The following is an 18,696-nucleotide window of genomic DNA, read 5'->3' on the forward strand; positions in this document are numbered from 1 at the left end:
TCGGGCGGGTCGCCGACGGGGTCGCCCCCGTCGCCCGCGGCGGCGTCGGGGTACTGGACGCCCTCGACGCCGAGACACCCGGCGGTCCCGGCGAGGGCGACGCCGACCCCGAGAAGCGCCCGTCGCGTCCGTTGCATGCCACGCACTCCCCGCGGCAGGAACTTAAATGTGGTACGCCGATTCTCGCGGCTGAGGCCGCCCCACCGCGCGGCGTTCGGGGCGGTTCGTCGACGGGCGCGCGTCGGCGCGAGGCCCGAGCGCGTCCCTTTTGAGGCCGGCACTCCGAGCGTCGCGTATGTCCGCGCCATCACGCAGCGACGTGCCGCCGACCTCGATCGGCGTCGACCTCCGCGAGGAGGGCGTCGTCGTCGAGTACCTCGACGGCCGAACGACCCTCTACCGGGGCGTCCCCGAGTCCGCCGAGGGGTCGGTGACCGCCGGCCCCGGCAAGGAGACCCACGTCCTCGTCACCGACCCCACGGAGACGGAGGGCGTGATGACGTACGTCAACGACTACAAGACCGACGACGAGATATTGGAGGAGTCCGGCGTCGGCCGCGTCATCGTTGAGGACGGCGAGCGTGACGAGGTGTTCCCCGGCGTGATCGTCGGTCGCGAGGGCCAGCGCAACGAGGTCGTCGCCGACCCCGAGATCGCCGGCGGGCGCGTGTTCGTCTTCGTCGAGGACGGCTGGACAGAGGGGAGCTACGAGATCGTCGCGGGCCCCGAGGACGGCCTCGACGCGCACCGGTGACGGGAGCGAGGGCGACGCCGTGAGCCTCGCGAAGCCCTGGCGCGACCTCGACCGCTCGACCGTCGGGAGCGCGCCGAGCCGCTACGCGCTGTACGAGCTAGGCGACGCCGACGGCGACACGGTCGGGTTCGGCACCGGCGTCCTCCGCGACGAGCTGAAGGAGGCGCTGGCGTACGGCGACGCCGCGAAGGTCCGGTGGGAACTCGCCGACTCGGCCGAGCACGCCGAGCGGCTGCTCGCGGACCACGTCGAGGAGTGACCGACTCGATCGCCCGGACCGTGCCGAACGAGCGGGAACGACCGACAGACGAAAGGCCCGCGACCGCCGAAGAAGCGACATGAGCGACGAGGCCGAGACCGACGGCGGCGACGAGGTGCTCCGCGCCAGCGACATCGGCGGCGAGGGACCGCCGATCGACGAGAAGCCGTACAAGATCGTCTTCGAGGCGAACAAGTGTTTCGGGGCGGGCAAGTGCGCCGAGGTCGCGGACAACTGGGTCATGGACGTGGTGAGCGGGATGGCGAAGCCCGAGGCGTACTACATCGGCGAGGAGGACCTCGAAGAGAACGTCCGCGCGGCCGAGGCGTGTCCCGCGAAGAAGGACGCGGGCGTGATCCACGTCGTCGACCGCCGCACCGACGAGGAGATCGCGCCGGACCCGCACGGCGACGGGACGCTGTCGGTCGACTGGTAGGACTTCCGAAAGGGGTTTCACCTCGCCGCGGATAGCGGGACCCGCGCGGGGGTGGCTGAGCCTGGCCAAAAGCGGCGGACTTAAGATCCGCTCCTGTAGAGGTTCGAGGGTTCGAATCCCTTCCCCCGCATGCTGTCGCGAACAATACGTGAGCGACAGCACTAGGAGCAGAAGAGATTCGAACTAGGGAGCGAGAGGTGAGCGAGCCGCGCCGCGGCGAGCGAACGGGAGCGACCGTGGTTCGAATCCCTTCCCCCGCACTCCTGCGGCGAGCACTCCGCGAGCCGCAGGTGTCTGATTAGGAAGAGATTCGAACCAGGGAGCGGGAGGTGAGCGAGCCGCGCCGCGGCGAGCGAACGGGAGCGACCGTGGTTCGAATCCCGTCCCCCGCGCTCCTGCGGCGAGAGCGCGACGCCGACTCACGACCGCTCGTTGAGCAGTCGCGTCGCGCGGCCGTACCCCTTCCGAAGCAGTCGGGCGGCGCCGATCAGCGTCAGGACGGCGGCGCCGACGACGACGCCGAGGTGAACGACCTGAAACGACGGCACCGGGGTGTACCGCCCGAGAATTAGCAGGACGGTCAACAGGAGCCACAGCAGGTACGCACCGATTCCGAGTCGGTAGAGGGCCGCGTACATAGGTCCGGATACCGGCGGCGGCCGAAAAAGCGCACCGACGGCGGCCGGGGCGGCGAGCTAACAGCAGAACATGAACGGGTACACCAGAGCGACGCGGTCGCCCTCCTCCAACTTCGTGTCGAAGCCGTTCTCGTTCTCGTTGAAGTGGCCGTTGACGAGGATCCGGGCGTAGGTCGTCGTCTGCTCGCCGACCGGGTTTTTCGTCCAGGTCCCAGGGAGCTCGTCGGGCGCGGGCGCCCAGCCGCTGTGGGTCGCGTCCTCCTCCGTCTCAGCGATCAGCATGTCCTGAAGCTGGGGGTACTCCTCGAACAGCTCGTCTAAGAGCGCGCGGAGCGTGTCGCCCGCGAAGGTGTACTCGAACTCGTACACGTCGAGTTCGGTGCGCACGTGGCCGGTACACCGCACGGTGACGGTCGTCTCCGCCTCGGTCGCCGTCGCCGCCGCCCCGTCCGCGCCGCTCGCGTCCGCGTCCGTCGGGGGCGACTCCGCCGTCTCGGTGGTCTGGGACATGCTCGACGATACGCCGCAGGGCCGTGTAAGACGGGTCGCGAACATGTTCGCGGGCGTCCGGTCCGTCGGCGAGCGGAGCCGGCCGGCTGCGCCCCTCGAACGCGCGGAGCGCGGCCGGGCGTTTCGCGATGCGCCCGGGAACGTGTCCGAAACCGCCCGACTGCGGCGGTTCCGGGCGTCGGGAACGCGACCGAACATGTTGCCGCTAACCGCATAGGGGGTTCCGACGGTACGCTCGCCCATGCGACTCACGAGAAAGACGATAGCGAAGGTGATCGTCGCGGCGTTCCTGTTGAACCTCGCCGTGATGGGCGCCGGGGCGTGGTTCGCGTACCAGGAGGCGCCGCCGATACCCGACGAGGTCGTCGGGCCCGACGGCGAGACGGTCGTCACGGCGGCCGAGGTCCAAGACGGCAAGGCGGCGTTTCAGCAGTACGGGCTGATGAACCACGGGTCGATCCTCGGCAACGGGGCGTACTACGGCGAGGACTACACCGCCGAGACGCTGGAGTTGAAGACGGAGTACATGCGCGAATACTACGCCGACGCCGAGTACGGCGCGGCGTACGAGTCGCTCGATGCCGGGGAGCGGTCGCGGGTCGACGCGCTCGTGCGCGAGGAACTGGACGCGTCGCACGACGGCGGCGACGTGGTGGAGTACTCCGCGGCGGAGCTGTACGCCCACGAGCGGGTGCGCGAGACGTACGTCGAGCGCTATCACGAGGGCGACCACGACCGCGGCGTCCCCGTCGGGATGATCGAGTCCGCGGAGGGGGCGGAGGACTTCGCCGACTTCGCGCTGTGGACCGCGTGGTTCTCGCACACCGACCGCCCGAACGCCGACCACTCGTACACCAACGAGTGGCCGTACGCGCCCGGCGCCGGCAACGACGCCACCGGGTCGGCGATGATCTGGAGCGTCATCGCCATGGTGCTGCTCGTCGGCGCCGCGGGCGCGGCGATCCTGCTGTACAAGTCGGTGAAGCTGCCGGAGCCGACCGCGGAGGGGATCTCGGTCCCCGAGCCGGGCGACGTGAGCGTCTTCCCGAGCCAGCGCGCCGCCCTCCGGTTCATCCCCATCGCGGCGGGGCTGTTCCTCGCGCAGGTACTCCTGGGCGGCCTGCTCGCGCACTTCTACATCGAGCGGGCCGGCTTCTTCGGGATCGAACGGATCTTCGGGGTCCACATCCTCCAGTTGCTCCCCTTCTCCATCGCGAAGACGTGGCACATCGACCTCGGAATCTTATGGATCGCGTCGACGTGGCTCGGCGCCGGGCTGTTCCTCCCGCCGCTGCTCACCGGCCACGAGCCGAAGCGACAGGGGACGTACGTGAGCGTCCTGCTCGGCGCGCTCGTCGTCGTCGTGGTCGGCGGCATGGGCGGCATCTGGCTCGGCGCGAACGGCTACCTCCCGGGCGAACTCTGGTGGCTGCTCGGCAACGAGGGGCTCGAATACCTCGAGGTCGGGAAGGTGTGGCAGGTCGGCCTGCTCGCCGGGTTCGTCCTCTGGGCGGTCCTCGCGATCCGCGGACTCAAGCCGCTCTTAGACCGCGAGCCGATCTACGGGCTCGCGCACATGATCCTCTACGCGGGCGGGTCGATCACCCTGCTGTTCGTCGCCGGCTTCATGTTCACGCCGTCGACCAACATCGCCGTCACGGAGTTCTGGCGCTGGTGGGTCGTCCACATGTGGGTCGAGGGGGCCTTCGAGTTCTTCATCGTCGCCATCATCGGGCTCACCCTCGTCTCGATGAACCTGCTATCGCGCCGCAGCGCGGAGAAGGCGGTCATGCTCCAGGCGCTCTTGGTGATGGGCACCGGCGTCATCGGCGTCTCGCACCACTACTGGTGGATCGGAATGCCCGACTACTGGGTGCCGATCGGCAGCGTCTTCTCGACGCTGGAGCTGCTGCCTTTGATCTTCATCCTCTACGAGGCCATCGGGCAGTACCGCGCGATGAGCGAGACCGGCTTCCCGTACAAACTGCCGTTCATGTTCATCGTCGCCAGCGGGGTCTGGAACTTCGTCGGGGCCGGCGTCCTCGGCTTCTTCATCAACCTCCCGCTGATCAACTACTACGAGCACGGCACCTACCTCACGGTCGGGCACGCGCACGCCGCGATGTTCGGCGCGTTCGGGTTCCTCGCGCTCGGCATGGTGACGTACATGCTCCAGCTGTCGATCGACCCCGACCGCTGGGACGCCTCGTGGCTCCGCGCGTCGTTCTGGTGCTGGAACGTCGGGCTCGCGCTGATGGTGTTCGTCTCCGTGCTGCCCGTCGGCTTCCTCCAGCTCGACGTCGCGTTCACCGAGAGCTACGCCGCGGCCCGCAGCCTCGGCTTCTACGAGCGCGACATCGTCCAGACGCTGTTCTGGGCGCGGCTCCCCGGCGACACGCTGATCATCGCCGGGACGGCCATCTACGTCGCCGACCTGATCCGCAAGCGGTTCGTCCTCCGCGCGTCGGAGGACGACCCCGCGGTCGAGGACATGGCGGTCGCGGAGGGGATCGTCGGCGACGACGACTGAGGGCACCTAACCGGCGGTCCTCAGTCGCGGAGCCGGTCGGACCGCTCCGACCACCCGGTCGCGTCCGTCGCGAGGTCGCGGACCTCCCGGCGGATCCCGGCGTAGTTGTCGACGATGTCCTGCGTGGTGACGATCCCCTCGGGCGTCACGCCGTCGACGACGACGAGCTTCTTGACGCCCTCCGAGCGCATGCGCTCGGTCGCGCTCCGGAGGGTCGCGCTCGGCCGAACGGTGACGAGCGGGGCGCTCGCGGCCTCCCGAACCGGGATCGAAGACAGGGGGTCGTCGGTGACGTACCCGGCGTGGAGGACGTCGCTTTCGGTGAGGATCCCGGCGGGCGTCCCGCCGTCCGTGACGACGACGCTGCCGATCCGGTTGCGGAGCATCGACTCCGTGGCGTCCCGGACCGTGGCGCCGATGTCACAGGTCACGAGGTCCGTCGTCATCACTTCCTCGACCAGCATGGGTAGCGGTACCGCGGCGGGGTACTTGTAGGTGACTGGGGCGGCCGCCCCGAGGGTCATCGCGCGAGCGGCCGCGTCTCTGTCCATTCGTCAGTAGTGCCAGGGGTAGTCGCGGAACTGCGGCTCGCGGCCCTCCAGGAAGGCGTCGCGGCCCTCCTGCGCCTCTTCGGTCATATAGGCGAGCCGCGTCGCCTCGCCCGCGAACACCTGCTGGCCGACCATGCCGTCGTCGGCCATGTTGAACGCGTACTTCAGCATCCGCATCGCGGTCGGCGACTTCCGGGTCATCTCGTCGGCCCACTCTACGGCCACGTCCTCCAGCTCCTCGTGCGGGACGACCTCGTTGACCATCCCCATGTCCGCGGCCTCCTCGGCGGAGTAGGTCTTGCCTCGGAAGAACACCTCTCGGGCCTTCTTTTGCCCGATCTGCTTCGCGAGGTACGCGGAGCCGAACCCGCCGTCGAACGATCCCACGTCGGGGTCGGTCTGGAGGAACTGCGCGTGCTCCGCGCTGGCGAGGGTCATGTCGCAGACGACGTGCAGCGAGTGGCCCCCGCCGACCGCCCAGCCGGGGACGACCGCGACCACGGGCTTCGGCATGAATCGGATCAGCCGCTGGACTTCGAGGATGTGGAGCCGGCCCGCGCGCGCCTCCCGGACGAGGTCGTCGTCGTCGTCGCCCGCCTCGTCGTCGTCGCGGTACTCGTAGCCGGAGCCGCCCCGGACGGACTGGTCGCCGCCGGAACAGAACGCCCAGCCGCCGTCCTTCTCGGAGGGGCCGTTCCCGGTGAGGAGGACGGTGCCCACGTCGGCCTGCTTGCGGGCGTGGTCGAGCGCGGCGTATAGCTCGTCGACCGTCCCGGGCCGGAAGGCGTTGCGGACCGCGGGGCGGTCGAAGGCGATCCGGACCGCGGGGACGTCGACGGCGCGGTGGTAGGTGATGTCGTCGAACTCGTCGGTGACGGGCTCCCACGTGTCGGGATCGAATATCTCCGAGACCATGCGAGCCCGTACGTCCGGGGCGCTCATAAACGGCGCCGAATCGGAAGGAGAAGGGTCCGTCAGAGAGGCGATTCCTCGCGCGCCGCGTCGACGACGGGGAGCCGCTGCCAGGGCCTGGGACGGACGCCGGGACCGCGGCCCGTCCGTCGGGACGTGTCAGTCGTTCTGCGCGTACGCACCCTTCGGGTGCCCTTTGTGCTGGAGGTTGCGGTTGTCGCGCTCCCGCGTCGCGGTCGCGGGGATCACCTCGCGGCTCGGGTCGAGCTCGGACCGCGGCATCCCCGTGTACCCGTGGTCCGGGTGCTCGGAGCAGTGCGCCATCGCGTCGTGCGAGCCCTCCCACGGGCCCTCGTCACAGCCGTCCGCCGTACAGACGAACACTATCTCCTCTGACATGCTATCCGGAGGTATCGGAGCGGTGTATAAAAACCTCGCACCGAAATTATCAGAATTGATTCGGCGAAGGGGCGGCGAGCTCGACCGACCGGCGAGCCAGTCAGTCGCTGACGGCGGGCACGCCGAACAGCTCGACGTTCGTCCCGTCGTGCCGGCAGTCTTCGAGGGCGTGCTTGGCCGCGAAGCCGGCCTCGTGAGCGGAGGCCCCCCGGCCCACGCCGACCTGGAGCTCGATGTCGACGTCGTCCTCGACGTGGGCGACCGCCGACGAGAACGCCGACTCGGGGAGGTCGGGGCAGACCGCGACGACGTTGTCGCCGCCGACGAAGAAGGAGAGCGCGCCGTGCGCCTCGCGGAGGTGGCGCATCAGCGAGCCGTACGCCCGTTCGATGTTGATGAACGTGTCGAACTCGTTGAGCCGGTCGGTGTACTTGCCGGTCGCGTTGATCACGTCGAAGTGCGCGACCTGGAGGTCGGACCGGTTCGTCTCCGAGAGGTACTCGCCGGCGAGCACCTCGGTCCGGCTCTCGTCCTGGGCGCTGCCCGCGGTCTGGAGCCGTCGGTTCGCCGCCTCGAGCGCGTCGACGGGGCGCTCGGCGACGGCGGTTCCGAGGCTCACGGTGACCGGGTAGCGGTTGCCGATCGACTCCTGGAGCGTCGCGTGGGCGGCGCCGTCGACCCCGTTGGTCACGGCGATCATGTTGTCGAAGCGAGTGAAGAAGACGTAGGCGTCGCGGTGCCCGAGGAACTGGGCGACGTCGGCGTAGAGCCGCGACTGGAGCGTCTGGAGATCCATCTCGCGACGGGGCTCCGGCGTCGTCGTCCACGGCCCGTAGTTGTCGATCTGGACGAGGGTCACCTGGGTCGTCGTCACAGTGACCACCGATATGGAACGCGGCCGCTTTACCCTTCCGTTATCCCGAAGGTGGGACCGGTACCGAGTTCGTGATCTCTGCGGCGGGTGGCTGGGAGGCACCGCTGATCCGGGCGCAACCCCTACGGCCGTGGCGCTCCCACTCCCGACATGGAATTCAGCGGCGCCGTCGTCGACGTCGACGGCACGGTCGTGCGCGGCGACGATCCGATCCCGGGCGCCCCGACGGGGTACCGCCGGCTCCGGGAGGCGGGGGTCGAGACGCTGTTCGTCTCGAACAACCCGACGAAGGCGCCCCCGGCGTACGTCGACCGCCTCGGCGCGGCGGGGTACGACGTGGGCGCCGACCGGGTGTTCACCGCCGGCAGCGTGACCACGCGGTACCTCCGAGAGCGCCACGCCGACGACGACCTCCTCTGTATCGGCGAGTCGGGGCTGCTCGACCAGTTCGCGGCCGCCGGCCTCTCGACGACCGACTCGGCCGAGGCCGCCGACGCCCTGGTCGCCTCCATCGACCGCGAGTTCGACTACGACGACCTCTGTACCGCGCTGTGGGCCTTGGAGCGCGACATCCCGTTCATCGGCACCGACCCCGACGTGGTTATCCCGGCGCCCGAGCGCGACGTGCCCGGCTCCGGGGCCGTGATCAACGCGATAGCGGGCGTCGCGGAGCGGGAGCCCGACGCCGTCCTCGGCAAGCCCTCCGACACCGCCATCGAGATGGTCCGCGAGCGACTCCCGTATCCGCCCGAGGAGTGTCTCGTCGTCGGCGACCGGCTCGACACGGACATCGCGCTCGGCGAGCGCGCCGGGATGACGTCCGTCCTCGTCCGGTCGGGCGTCACCGACGAGGCCGCCCTCGCGGCCTCGGACATCGACCCGGACCACGTGATCGACCACCTCGGAGAGATCGACCGCGTACTCGGCTGAGCGCCGCGTCGCGGAGGGCGATAACGTTCACCGCGTGGGAAACAGTTATGTACCGGCGAGCGTACCGCTCGCATATGGGAGTGGTTGACTCACACGAGGACCGGACCGCCGACGACGAGGAGGACCCCGAGGAGTCCGTCCGCGTGCTGGAGGGACACGCGGTCCAGTTCAACGAGTACCGGTACTGAGCGCGGCGTCGGGCGGGAGGCGGCGCCGAGCGACCGCCCGACGGCTGTCGGGACCGTTAAGTGGTCGTCGGGGGTAGCCGATGGTGTGATACGGAGGCTCCGACGCGCGAGTATCTTCGCCGCGGTGGCCGCCATTGCGGTCCTCGCACCGGCGCTCGACACCGCCGCCGCCGTCCCCTTCTTCGCCGTCGCCGGCGCGGCCTTCTTCGGCGTCCGCGACGGCGAGTGGTTCGAGACGCTCGCGCTGCCCGGCGACCGCGAGGCGGAGCGGCTCTACGGGCTCGTCTCCTTCGCGCTCGCCGGCGCGGGCCTCGCGCTGTTCGCGTCGCTGCCGCGCGCCCCGCTGCCGTACGAGGCGTTCGCGGCCGCGACGCTCGCGGTCGGCGTCGGCCGCCTCGGACGGACGGTCGTCTCACGGCGGACGACCGACGAGTTCCCGCTCGTCGCCGGCTACGTCGTCGCCGGAACGGCCGCCGCCCTCGTCGGGCAGGCGGGGGTGCGGCTCCAGACCGGCGCCCCCGTCGACGGCGCGACGGTCCCCCTCCTCGTCTTCCTCGCGGCGGCGGCCGCGCTCACGGCGGCGCTGGTCCGGTCGCTCGTGTTCTCCCGCGACGCACACATCACGACGATCCTCGTCGCGTTCGTGACGTGGGGGTTCCTCGCGCTGGAGCCGACCGTCGGCGTCGCGCTCATCCTCGTCGCCCTCCCGGTGACCGGCGCGCTCGGCTACGTCTCGTTCGCCATCGGCACCGCCTCGGTGGCGGGGATGCTCACCGGCGTCGTCTCGGCGTTGCTCGCGGCCGTCCTCGGCGGCGTGGGATGGTTCGCGACGCTGATGGCCTTCTACGCTATCGGCGGCCTCGCCTCGAAGTACCGGTTCGACGAGAAGGCCGCCCGGGGCGTCGCTCAGGAGAACGAGGGCGCCCGCGGCACCGGCAACGTGCTGGCGAACTCCGCGGTCGCGCTCGCGGCGGTGGTGGGCTACGCGGCCGCGCCGCACCTCGCTGTCCCGGCCGCGCCGCTCGGCTTCGCCTTCGCGGGCGCGACGGCGACCGCGATGGCCGACACGCTCTCCTCTGAGATCGGCGGCCTCTTCGACGGCCCGCGGCTGGTGACGACGCTCCGCCGCGTCGAGCCCGGCACCGACGGCGCGATCACCTGGCAGGGCGAGCTGGCGGGCCTCGCCGGCGCGCTGCTCGTCGGCCTCCTCGCCGCCGCCGGGGCGCCGGTCCTCGACCCGGTGACCCCGGGCGGGGTCGCGGCGGGCGGCGCGGTCGTCGCGGCGGGCGTCGCCGGCATGACCGTCGACAGCCTCCTCGGCGCCCTGATAGAGGGCGACCGGATCGGGAACCAGACCGTGAACTTCCTCGCGACGCTGGCCGGCGCGGCCGTCGCCGTCGCGCTCTGGGGGGTCGCGTGAGATGGCGGGCGAGAACGCCGCCGGCCCCGACCGAGACGAGCGCGGCGGCGACGACGCGGCCGCTGCCGACGACGGCGACCGCGACGGCCCGGACCCGAGGGTTCGGCCGGGGCGGACCGCGGACGCCGACCGGATCCGCGAGCTCCAGTCGCACCTTCGGCAGCCGAGCCCGGACCTGCTGGAGTACGGGCTGGCGGTCGGCGCCGCCCGGGTGACCGTCGCGGACGGGCGCGTCGTCGGCTACCTGCTCCCGGTCGACGCGCCGAACCGGCCCGGCGTCCACCTCGCCGAGCTCGTCGTCGCGCCCGGGTTCCGCCGGGAGGGGCGCGCCCGCGGGCTCCTGCGGGCGGCGATAGCGGACGCCGACGGGCCGGTGACGCTCCAGGCGCACCCGGACAACGACGCCGCGCTCGCGCTGTACGACTCGCTCGGCTTCGAGGTCGTCGAGCGGCGGCCGGACGCGTACGCCGACGGCGACGCGCTCGTGCTGCGGCGGAGATAGCGCCCCGACCGCCGGACGACGGCCTCCGCGCGGTGACCGCAGGCACAAGGACTATTCGAGCGCCACGCCTCCGGACGGACATGAGTGACGCCGACGCGGAGGCCGAGCCGATCGACGTCGACTTCGGCGAGGACGGGCTGGTGCCGGCGGTCGCCCAGGACGCCGACTCCGGCGAGGTGCTGATGCTCGCGTACGTCTCGCCCGAGGCGCTGGCGCGCACCCGCGAGACCGGCGAGGCCCACTACTACTCCCGGTCCCGCGAGGAGCTGTGGCACAAGGGAGCCACCTCCGGCCACACCCAGTCGGTCCGGGAGGTCCGGGTCGACTGCGACGCGGACGCCCTGCTGTACCTCGTTGACCAGGCGGGCGGCGCCTGCCACACCGGCCACCGGTCGTGCTTCCACCGGACGATAGACGGCGAGCACGTCGGCGAGCGCGTCTTCGACCCGGACGAGGTGTACTGACCGATGTCCGAGAGCGCCGGCGGGACCGCGGGACGGGCCAAGGGCGAGGGGGACGACCCGGTCGCCGAGGCGGGCGAGGCGGCCGCGCGCCTCCGCGAGCGCTACGACGAACTGCGTCGGATCGAGTCGCGGATCGACGGTTACGGCCGCGAGCGCGTCGAGGCGGCGGCCGACGCGTACCGGCACGCGCACCGGATCCTCGACCGGTTCGAGGAGGACGCGGTCGGCTCCGGCGACTTCGAGTCGTACGTCCGGTTCCGCGGCGAGTTCGACGACGCGGTCGACGTCGACGACGACCTCCCGGCCGCGGCGGCGTTCGACGCCGCCGACGAGGCGGTCGACAAGCGCCGGCTCTCCGAGGAGGACTTCGCGGCCGCCCGCGAGGCGCTGGAGCCGGCCGGGGAGTTCGTCGACCTCCTCGAGGCGTACGACGACGCGGTCGACGACTACCGGGCGGCCCGGAAGGCGGCCCGCGAGGCCCGCAAGCGCCTCGACGCGCGGCTCGACGGGCTCCGCGAGGTCGCCGAGATGGCCGACGCCGACCTCGACGCGGACCTCGACCGCGTCCGCGAGCCGATCGAGGCGTACGACGAGGCGGTCCGGGCGGCGTTCGAGGAGTTCTTCAAGTCGGCGTCGGCCCGCGAGGTGTTCGACTTCCTCGACCGCGCCGACGGGACGCCCTTCGTCGACGTCGACGTGCCGCCGACGGACCTCGCGGAGTACGTCGAGACGCACGCGGCCGGCGAGGAGCCGCCCGCGACGCTGCTGGAGTACGCCGACTACACGAACTCCAAGCTGGAGCACTACGTCGACGACCCGGGCGCGCTCCGCACCGCGGTCGCGGTCCACCGGACGTACCTAGAACGGCTCGACGGCGAGCCGCTGACGCTCGACTGGCCGCCGAAGTCCGGCGACGAGCTGGCCTACGAGATCGACGAGCTGGTCCCGCTCGTCGGACGGATCGCGGACGACGAGGCGGTCGCGACCCTGCGCTCCGTCCGGGAGCTGGCGCGGAGCGACGAGTACGAGCGGCTCCGCCGCGCGGCCGAGGTTCGACACGAACTCGACGACGAGGACCTGGCGCTGATCGAGGAGGGGGAGGCCGAGGCGCGGCTCGCCGAGGCCGAGCGGACGCTGTCGACCGTCGAGGACGTGCTGGCGGAGACGGAGCGAGAGTGACCGGGGACGGGCGGAGTCTCCCGCGGCCGCGGAGTGCGGATTTTTAAGCCCCGTCGCGGCCGAGCGTGGGTATGACCAGATTCGACGCCGCGGGCGAGGACGAGCGGCTGAGGCTGTTCGCCGACGCCGCGGCCGCGCACCGCGCGCGCTCCGGCGACGTGATGACCGTCGACGTCGACCCCGCCAGCGACGACACCGAGGGCGGCGAGGTGCCGCCGTGGATCCAGCTCGTGGGGACCGAGCTCATCATGGACTGTACCGACGAGGAGCTAGAGCGCCTGAAGGACCTGCTCTCGGAGTTCCCCGAGTTCCGGATCGACGAGCTCGTCAGCCCCGAGGAGGCCGAGGGGACGAACGCCGTCGTCACCGCGCGCTCGGACGCGAACCGCGTCGCGGGGTTCGTCGAGCGCGCGTTCCGCGAGGTGTACGAGCTCGACGCCGAGTACCGGGCGTGGGTGACGGCGATCTGAGGGCGTAGGTGACGGCGATCTGAGGGCGACGGTTCCGGCTCCCCCTCGCCGCTCCGCGCGTCACTTCGCGAAGTAGCTCGTGAAGAAGCCCGAGAGGAACGAGCTGATCGCGACCGCGACGAGGAGGTCAGCCGTGCTGTGGTCGCCGTCGCCGGCGGTGAGCCAGGTGACGATGACGCCGATGCCGAGCGAGATTACGCCGTTCGCGGTGTCTTCTTTGAGTCCCATACCAGACGTTGACCGCGGAGCGACAAAACCGATGCGGCGGTGGTCGGCAGGCTCGGTCCGCGCGGACCGAGCGGTCGCTCCCGTCAGTGGAACCCGCGGTCCACGTCGTCGTCTTCGATCAGGTCGTCGAGCTCGCTGGTGAGCAGCTCCTCGGCCTGCTCGAAGGTGTCGGAGAGCTCGTCGAGCTCGTCCGGGCGGCCGTCGAACTCGTACTCCATCGGGCCGAACGCGGGCGACTCGACGGCCTCCATCACGTCCTCGAAGAGGTGGTCGGGGTCGGTCGGCGCCTCCGCGTGGACCCGCAGCGTCTCCGTGAGCCGGGTCGCCATCTCCTCGGCGTGCTCCTCGTCCTCCGGGGCCGACCGAACGGCGAACCGCCCGTCGCTGTCGGCGTCCGGGAGGAGCGGGTCGAGCTCGTCGTCGACGCTGCGGGCGACCTGCGCGCCGACGCCGCGGAGGTCGCGGGGGTTCTTGGCGTACGTCTTCAGGTGGTAGAGGCCGACGCTCGGGTGGCCGAAGTAGAGGTCCTCGCCGAGGCCGCCGCGGCGGGTGCCGGCGACCGCGCGCCAGCCGTCGGGGTCGGTCGAGTCGCTCGCGACGTCCGCGAGGATGTCGTCCCAGTCTCGTACGCGCATGCTGGTGGATGCGTGGGGGTCGCGAGCGCAAGAGCGTGTCGGTGCGGGGCGAACGCGGGGGCGACGGCGAGCAGAGGAGCGCCGGCCGCGACGACCGCGCTCACCGACAGCGTTTTTCGGTGCCGCCGCCGAGCGGGGACGTGAACGTTCGGGGGCCGATCGTCTCCGTCGGGGAGGCGCGGACGGTGTCGACGTCGCACGGCGAGCGCGACCTCCGCGAGGTGCGGGTCCGGCCCGACCGCGGCGCGGGCGACCCGGTCGACGTGACGCTGTGGGGGAAGTGGACGGAGACGGCCGAGCACGCGGAGCCGGGGATGGAGCTGCTCGTCACCGACGCGGAGGAGGACGAGTACCGCGGCGAAACGGGGTACGCCACGACCGGCGAGTCGTGGGTCGTCCTCCAGCCCGACTTCCTCGTCGACGTGACGGGGATCCGGTCGTGGGTCCAGTGCCCGCGGATGTACTACCTGAACAAGCTCTCCGGGATCCCGCTCAACTACCCGGTTGTCAAGGGGACCATCGTCCACGAGGTGTTCGGCGACCTGCTCCGCGGGGTGGAGCTGGAGGCGTCCGTCGAGGACCGCGTCGCGGAGGCGGGGCTCGAACTCGGCCTCCTCGGCTACGAGACCGAGGAGGTCGAAGACGAGGTGCGCCGCAACGCCGCCGCGATCGAGGGGTGGCTCGCGCAGGGGACGCTCTCCGACGACGACACGTGGCGCTCGGAGTTCAGCCTCATCTCGCCCACCTTCGGGCTGAAGGGGCGGGCGGACGCGCTCCGGCGCGGCACGCCCGTCGAGCTGAAGACGGGGAAGAACACCAAGCGGGAGCCGCGCTTCCACGACAAGGTCCAGGCGGCCTGCTACGCGCTCATGCTCGACGAGCGGGGTGTCGACCCGGACATCGGGACGCTGCTGTACACGAAGAACACCGCCCTCGACCGCAGCGAGGCGTCGGGCGACCTCGCGCCCGCCAAGGAGTTCACGGTCGGGCGCGGCTTCCTTGAGTTCGTCGTGCGCGAGCGCAACGCCCTCGCCGCGATGGAGTGGCGCGCGCTCAACGACCCCGGCGAGCGCCCGACGGTGCCGACGGGGTACGAGGCGGACGCGACGTGCAGCTACTGCTTCGAGCAGGACGCCTGTATGGTGGTCTCCGGCCGGCTCGACCAGGAGTCGAAGGCGGGGCAGATCGGGACGCCGGTCCCCGACGCGGAGCGCGACTACTTCGACCGCTTCTACGTCGCCTTAGCGGAGGAGCGCCGCGAGACCCACGCGGAGTACCGGAAGCTGTGGGAGCAGAGCCCCGAAGAACGCGCCGCGGACGACCGCGCGCTGATCGGCCTCGAACCGGTCGCGCGGACGGAGATCGACGACGCCCGCTGGGCGCTCCGCGCCCGGAAGCCCGGCGACGCCGTCTCGAAGCTCCGCGAGGGCGACGTGGCGCTCGCGAGCGACGGCGACCCCGTCTCCGGCCACGCGGAGCTCGGCCGGATAACGTCGCTCGGAAGCGACGAGGTGATCGTCGAGACGGACGAGCCGGTCGAGCTGCGCCGGCTCGACGTGTACCCGTCCGAGATCTCCGTCGACCGGTCGCTCACCGCGCTCCACGACGCGGTCCTGAAGGGCGACCCGGAACGCAAGGACGTGCTGTTCGGCCGCCGCGAGCCCGAGTTCCGGGAGCCGAGCGAACGGCCGCCGGGCAGCCCCGGGACCGACGACCCGGACGCGCCCGACGCGTACATCGGCAACAACGCGGCCCAGAACGAGGCGGTCGAGCTCGCGGTCGACGCCGAGGACCTGGCGCTGATCCACGGCCCGCCGGGCACCGGGAAGACGTACACCATCGCGCGGGCGATCCGCGCCCTCGTCGCGGAGGGGAACCGCGTGCTGCTCTCCGCGTTCACGAACCGCGCGGTCGACAACGCGCTGGCGGCGCTCCGCGACCAGGGGTTCGACGACGTGCTCAGGGTGGGCACGGAGACGGGGGTCCGGGGCGACATGCAGGACGTGCGGCTGGTCCAGCGCGGCGAGCCGAACGCGAAGGCGGCAGAGCTGCGGGACGCCCCGGTCGTCGCCGCCACCACCGCGGCCTGCGGCTCCCGGGTCATGCGCGAGTGCGAGTTCGACGTGGCGCTCGTCGACGAGGCCTCCCAGCTCACGGAGCCGGGCACCCACGCCGCGATCACCCTCGCGGACCGGTTCGTCCTCGTCGGCGACCACGAGCAGCTCCCGCCGGTCGTCCGCGCGGAGAACGACCTCAAGACCTCCCTCTTCCAGCGCCTCATCGAGACGTACCCGGACGCGAGCGTCATGCTCGACCGCCAGTACCGGATGAGCCAGCGCATCCAGGCGTTCGCCTCCGCGGAGTTCTACGACGGCGCGCTCCGGCCCGCCACGCCCGAGGTCGCCGGGCAGACGCTCGCGGACCTCGGCGTCGACCCCGACGCGCTCGCGCCCGACCTGACCGGCGGCGTGGGGTTCGTCGACCCGGACGGCGAGCGCGACGGCAACCGGAACGTCCGCGAGGCCGAGCGCGTCGCCGCGGTCGTCGACGCCTACGTCGCCGCCGGCGTCGACCCCGACGACGTCGGCGTGATCGCGCCGTTCCGCGCGCAGGTCGCCGAGATCGGTCGCCGGACCGACGTGACGGTCGACACCGTCGACCGCTTCCAGGGCTCCTCGAAGGAAGTCATCCTCGTCTCCTTCGTCGCGACCGGCGACCTGGACGGGCCCATCTTCGAGGACCACCGCCGCGTCAACGTGGCCCTCACTCGGGCGAAAAAGCAGCTGACGATCGTCGGCGACGCGGACGCGCTCGCCTCCGACCCCTTCTACGGACGCATGCTCGACTGGGCGCGGCGGTGACGGGAGGTATTCAGTTCCCGTCCGCGTCCGACGCCGACTCGGCCACGATTCCCGGCTCCTTGCTCGCGATAACGACGATCCGATCGGTGAGGTCCTCGACGGCGTTGGCGAGTTCGTCCAGCAGGATCGCGAGCCCGCGGTAGACGAGGGGCTGATCGATCGTCTCGTCGGCGAACGCGGTCTCGATCGCGTCGTTACGGAGGTCGTCGCACTCGCTTTCCAAGCCGCGGATCGCCTCGATTCCGTCGGCCAACGTCTCCGTTCCGTCGGCGCGCGTGAGCCCCCTGACGAACCCCTCGACCACGTCGCCGAGGACCGCGACCATCTCGGCGATCCGGTCCGCCATCTCGCGCATGTCGGCGAACGGCTCGACGCTCGCGTCGGGGCGCATCATCGCCACCTCCTGAGCGATCCGTTCGGTGTGGTTCGCGACCACGTCCAGCTCGTTGTAGAAGTCGAGCAGGGCGGACTCGTTGAAGTTGATCCGCGTGTTCAACAGTCCGATGTCGTCCGGCCCCGCATCCGTGATGAGCGCCCGAACGTCGCGGACGAGGTCGTCGCACTCGCTTTCGACGGCGGCTATCTCGTCGACAGTGTCCCGGTAGGCACCCTCGTCGGCGTACTCGTCGAGGACGCGCGGCAGGAGGACGACGCAGTCGTCGATCCGGTCGAGGTACGCCGCGGTCTGGGTCTCCAACCGCTCCCCGAAGTCGGCCTCGGTGGGCATGTCTCCATCCACGCGCGTCGGCGATAAAGAGGTTCCCTCGCGTCCGATCGATGGTGACGGTCCGCCCCCCGCTTCCCGGCGATCCCCCTGACGTTACAGGCCCTCGGCCGCGTCGAGCGCGGCCTCGACGCCGGGCGCGTCGAACCACTCGCGGCCGGTGTAGGCGTTCGCCCCGGCCGCGTACAGGTCGGAGACCGCCTCGACGACCGCGGGAGGGAGTGGGTCGGGAGACTCGTCGCAGAGCTCGCGCCAGTCGTCCGTCTCGCGGCCCGCCACCGACTCCTTCGCTTCCTTCACGGCCGCGACCCAGTCGGGGTCGTTCGCCTTGTACCACTGGCGGACGACCTCCTTCGAGATCCCGCGGCCGCCGTAGGAGAACCGGTTCTCGTCGAAGGTGCCGACCACGTCGGCGACGCGCAGCTCGCCGTCGACGGAGAGGCACTCGATCTTGCCGTCCTCGTGCACGAAGCCCGCCGCCTCGGCGCGGTCGGTGACGACGCGGTTCACGTCGCGCGCGAGCGATTCGAGGGCCTCGACGTCGGCGACGCCCGCGACCTCGTCGGCCTCCGCGCGGGTCAGGTAGCGGTCCTGCTGCTCGTACTTCGTCGAGAACTCCACGACGGGCTCCGGGAGGTCGACCGGCTCGTCCGGCCACTCGCCGTCGGCGCCGGCGAGGTCGTCGAGGCCGAAGTCGGCGGGCTCCCTGCGGCGCCGCAGGCTGGACCCGACGGGGACGCGATTGCGGAAGACAACTTCGAGCGGGACGAGGTAGTTCTCTCCGCCCGCGGCGTGGAAGGCGTCGTAGTCGTAGCCGGCGTGGGGGCCCTCGTACGGGAGGTCGGGCACCTGCGTCAGGTCGATGGCCATCTCCGTCGGCGGGGCGGTCGCCTCGTCGAGCGGGACGACGCGACCGGAGTCGGGGTCCGCGACCCCTCGGTAGTGGGTCGGGACCCCCTCGCGCTCCAGCAGCTCGAAGTTGAACGCGCCCATCGCGCAGAGGCTCGCGCCCTTGTGCGGAATCGCGTCGGGCATCTGCCCCCAGTCGAACACCGAGTAGGCGTCCGTGAAGACGAACCGACCGCGGCCGAGTCCGTCGGCGGTCGCCGGCTCGTCGACGCGGAACTCCTTGACGCTCGTCATGGCGCATACCGCGACCGCCTCCCACAAGAAGGTTCCAGTTACGTGGTCACCTCGACCCGTTTTACCTCGTTTCGATCCACGTCTGCGGA

The 18,696-nt window shown here is 71.3% G+C and carries 21 protein-coding genes and 1 tRNA gene; 12 read left to right on the forward strand and 10 right to left on the reverse strand.

The genetic code is table 11. The annotated features are described in order from the left end of the window. Positions 1 to 295: 295 nt before the first annotated feature. From EXE48_RS15565 to EXE48_RS15580, 4 genes are all read left to right on the forward strand, one after another. Positions 296 to 754, forward strand: coding sequence for a DUF5796 family protein (locus EXE48_RS15565; protein ID WP_137705297.1), 459 nt, complete (start codon positions 296 to 298; stop codon positions 752 to 754). A 19-nt stretch (positions 755 to 773) separates the two neighbouring features. After that, positions 774 to 1,013, forward strand: a complete 240-nt coding sequence (locus tag EXE48_RS15570) for a DUF7508 domain-containing protein (protein WP_121599811.1) — start codon at positions 774 to 776, stop codon at positions 1,011 to 1,013. Positions 1,014 to 1,092: 79 nt separating this feature from the next. Continuing rightward, positions 1,093 to 1,449: a ferredoxin gene (locus tag EXE48_RS15575; protein ID WP_053770869.1), complete on the forward strand. Its 357-nt coding sequence runs from the start codon at positions 1,093 to 1,095 to the stop codon at positions 1,447 to 1,449. Positions 1,450 to 1,494: 45 nt separating this feature from the next. Further along, positions 1,495 to 1,579 (forward strand) — tRNA-Leu (locus tag EXE48_RS15580). A 289-nt stretch (positions 1,580 to 1,868) separates the two neighbouring features. Here EXE48_RS15580 and EXE48_RS15585 read toward each other — a convergent pair. Then, positions 1,869 to 2,087: a hypothetical protein gene (locus tag EXE48_RS15585; RefSeq protein ID WP_053770867.1), complete on the reverse strand. Its 219-nt coding sequence runs from the start codon at positions 2,085 to 2,087 to the stop codon at positions 1,869 to 1,871. A 57-nt stretch (positions 2,088 to 2,144) separates the two neighbouring features. Further along, positions 2,145 to 2,597 carry a MoaD/ThiS family protein gene (locus tag EXE48_RS15590; RefSeq protein ID WP_137711997.1) on the reverse strand — a complete coding sequence of 151 codons (453 nt, stop codon included), beginning with the start codon at positions 2,595 to 2,597 and terminating at the stop codon, positions 2,145 to 2,147. A 241-nt stretch (positions 2,598 to 2,838) separates the two neighbouring features. Between EXE48_RS15590 and EXE48_RS15595 the strand changes: the two genes are divergently transcribed. Next, positions 2,839 to 5,127 (forward strand): nitric-oxide reductase large subunit, encoded by a 2,289-nt coding sequence (locus EXE48_RS15595; RefSeq protein ID WP_137707168.1) that lies wholly within the window; start codon positions 2,839 to 2,841, stop codon positions 5,125 to 5,127. A 20-nt stretch (positions 5,128 to 5,147) separates the two neighbouring features. Here the strand turns inward: EXE48_RS15595 and EXE48_RS15600 are convergent, their stop codons facing one another. From EXE48_RS15600 to EXE48_RS15615, 4 genes are all read right to left on the reverse strand, one after another. Then, positions 5,148 to 5,591, reverse strand: coding sequence for a CBS domain-containing protein (locus tag EXE48_RS15600; protein ID WP_137712023.1), 444 nt, complete (start codon positions 5,589 to 5,591; stop codon positions 5,148 to 5,150). A gap of 90 nt (positions 5,592 to 5,681) precedes the next feature. After that, the gene (locus EXE48_RS15605; protein ID WP_137711998.1) at positions 5,682 to 6,593 is read right to left on the reverse strand and encodes a 1,4-dihydroxy-2-naphthoyl-CoA synthase; all 912 of its coding nucleotides are present in this window, start codon (positions 6,591 to 6,593) and stop codon (positions 5,682 to 5,684) included. A gap of 156 nt (positions 6,594 to 6,749) precedes the next feature. After that, positions 6,750 to 6,989 carry a hypothetical protein gene (locus tag EXE48_RS15610; protein ID WP_053770864.1) on the reverse strand — a complete coding sequence of 80 codons (240 nt, stop codon included), beginning with the start codon at positions 6,987 to 6,989 and terminating at the stop codon, positions 6,750 to 6,752. Between the two features lie 100 nt (positions 6,990 to 7,089). Continuing rightward, a complete protein-coding gene (locus EXE48_RS15615) occupies positions 7,090 to 7,863 on the reverse strand; it encodes a GTP cyclohydrolase III (RefSeq protein WP_053770863.1) in 774 nt (257 codons plus the stop codon). A 150-nt stretch (positions 7,864 to 8,013) separates the two neighbouring features. On the opposite strand from EXE48_RS15615, the gene EXE48_RS15620 reads away from it, so the two are divergent. The 6 genes from EXE48_RS15620 (at position 8,014) to EXE48_RS15645 (ending at position 13,016) form a co-directional block, all read left to right on the forward strand. Then, positions 8,014 to 8,793: an HAD-IIA family hydrolase gene (locus tag EXE48_RS15620; protein WP_053770862.1), complete on the forward strand. Its 780-nt coding sequence runs from the start codon at positions 8,014 to 8,016 to the stop codon at positions 8,791 to 8,793. Positions 8,794 to 9,066: 273 nt separating this feature from the next. Next, complete coding sequence (locus EXE48_RS15625) at positions 9,067 to 10,401, forward strand: DUF92 domain-containing protein (protein ID WP_053770861.1); 1,335 nt, start codon at positions 9,067 to 9,069, stop codon at positions 10,399 to 10,401. A gap of 1 nt (position 10,402) precedes the next feature. After that, positions 10,403 to 10,903, forward strand: coding sequence for a GNAT family N-acetyltransferase (locus tag EXE48_RS15630; protein WP_241992029.1), 501 nt, complete (start codon positions 10,403 to 10,405; stop codon positions 10,901 to 10,903). Between the two features lie 80 nt (positions 10,904 to 10,983). After that, positions 10,984 to 11,367: a phosphoribosyl-AMP cyclohydrolase gene (hisI, locus tag EXE48_RS15635; RefSeq protein WP_053770859.1), complete on the forward strand. Its 384-nt coding sequence runs from the start codon at positions 10,984 to 10,986 to the stop codon at positions 11,365 to 11,367. A 3-nt stretch (positions 11,368 to 11,370) separates the two neighbouring features. Continuing rightward, entirely contained in the window at positions 11,371 to 12,546 is a 1,176-nt protein-coding gene (locus EXE48_RS15640; RefSeq protein ID WP_137711999.1) for a DUF7118 family protein, read from the forward strand. Between the two features lie 71 nt (positions 12,547 to 12,617). Next, entirely contained in the window at positions 12,618 to 13,016 is a 399-nt protein-coding gene (locus EXE48_RS15645) for a DUF7975 family protein (RefSeq protein WP_053770857.1), read from the forward strand. A 60-nt stretch (positions 13,017 to 13,076) separates the two neighbouring features. Here EXE48_RS15645 and EXE48_RS18850 read toward each other — a convergent pair whose 3' ends face one another. Together EXE48_RS18850 and EXE48_RS15650 are read right to left on the reverse strand one after the other, a co-directional pair. Continuing rightward, positions 13,077 to 13,244, reverse strand: coding sequence for a hypothetical protein (locus EXE48_RS18850; RefSeq protein ID WP_167551891.1), 168 nt, complete (start codon positions 13,242 to 13,244; stop codon positions 13,077 to 13,079). 83 nt (positions 13,245 to 13,327) lie between these two features. Beyond that, a complete protein-coding gene (locus tag EXE48_RS15650; RefSeq protein WP_053770856.1) occupies positions 13,328 to 13,879 on the reverse strand; it encodes a hypothetical protein in 552 nt (183 codons plus the stop codon). A 140-nt stretch (positions 13,880 to 14,019) separates the two neighbouring features. On the opposite strand from EXE48_RS15650, the gene EXE48_RS15655 reads away from it, so the two are divergent. Beyond that, entirely contained in the window at positions 14,020 to 16,740 is a 2,721-nt protein-coding gene (locus EXE48_RS15655; RefSeq protein ID WP_137712000.1) for an AAA domain-containing protein, read from the forward strand. 10 nt (positions 16,741 to 16,750) lie between these two features. On the opposite strand, the gene EXE48_RS15660 is transcribed toward EXE48_RS15655, so the two are convergent. Both EXE48_RS15660 and EXE48_RS15665 read right to left on the reverse strand, forming a co-directional pair. Continuing rightward, on the reverse strand, positions 16,751 to 17,467 hold the full coding sequence (locus tag EXE48_RS15660; protein ID WP_053770854.1) for a DUF47 domain-containing protein: 717 nt from the start codon (positions 17,465 to 17,467) through the stop codon (positions 16,751 to 16,753). Between the two features lie 93 nt (positions 17,468 to 17,560). Beyond that, complete coding sequence (locus EXE48_RS15665; protein ID WP_137712001.1) at positions 17,561 to 18,607, reverse strand: phosphoribosylaminoimidazolesuccinocarboxamide synthase; 1,047 nt, start codon at positions 18,605 to 18,607, stop codon at positions 17,561 to 17,563. Between the last annotated feature and the right edge of the window lie 89 nt (positions 18,608 to 18,696).

The organism is Halorubrum sp. ASP1, assembly GCF_005435135.1.
In the GTDB taxonomy this organism is placed as follows: Archaea; Halobacteriota; Halobacteria; order Halobacteriales; family Haloferacaceae; genus Halorubrum; species Halorubrum tropicale.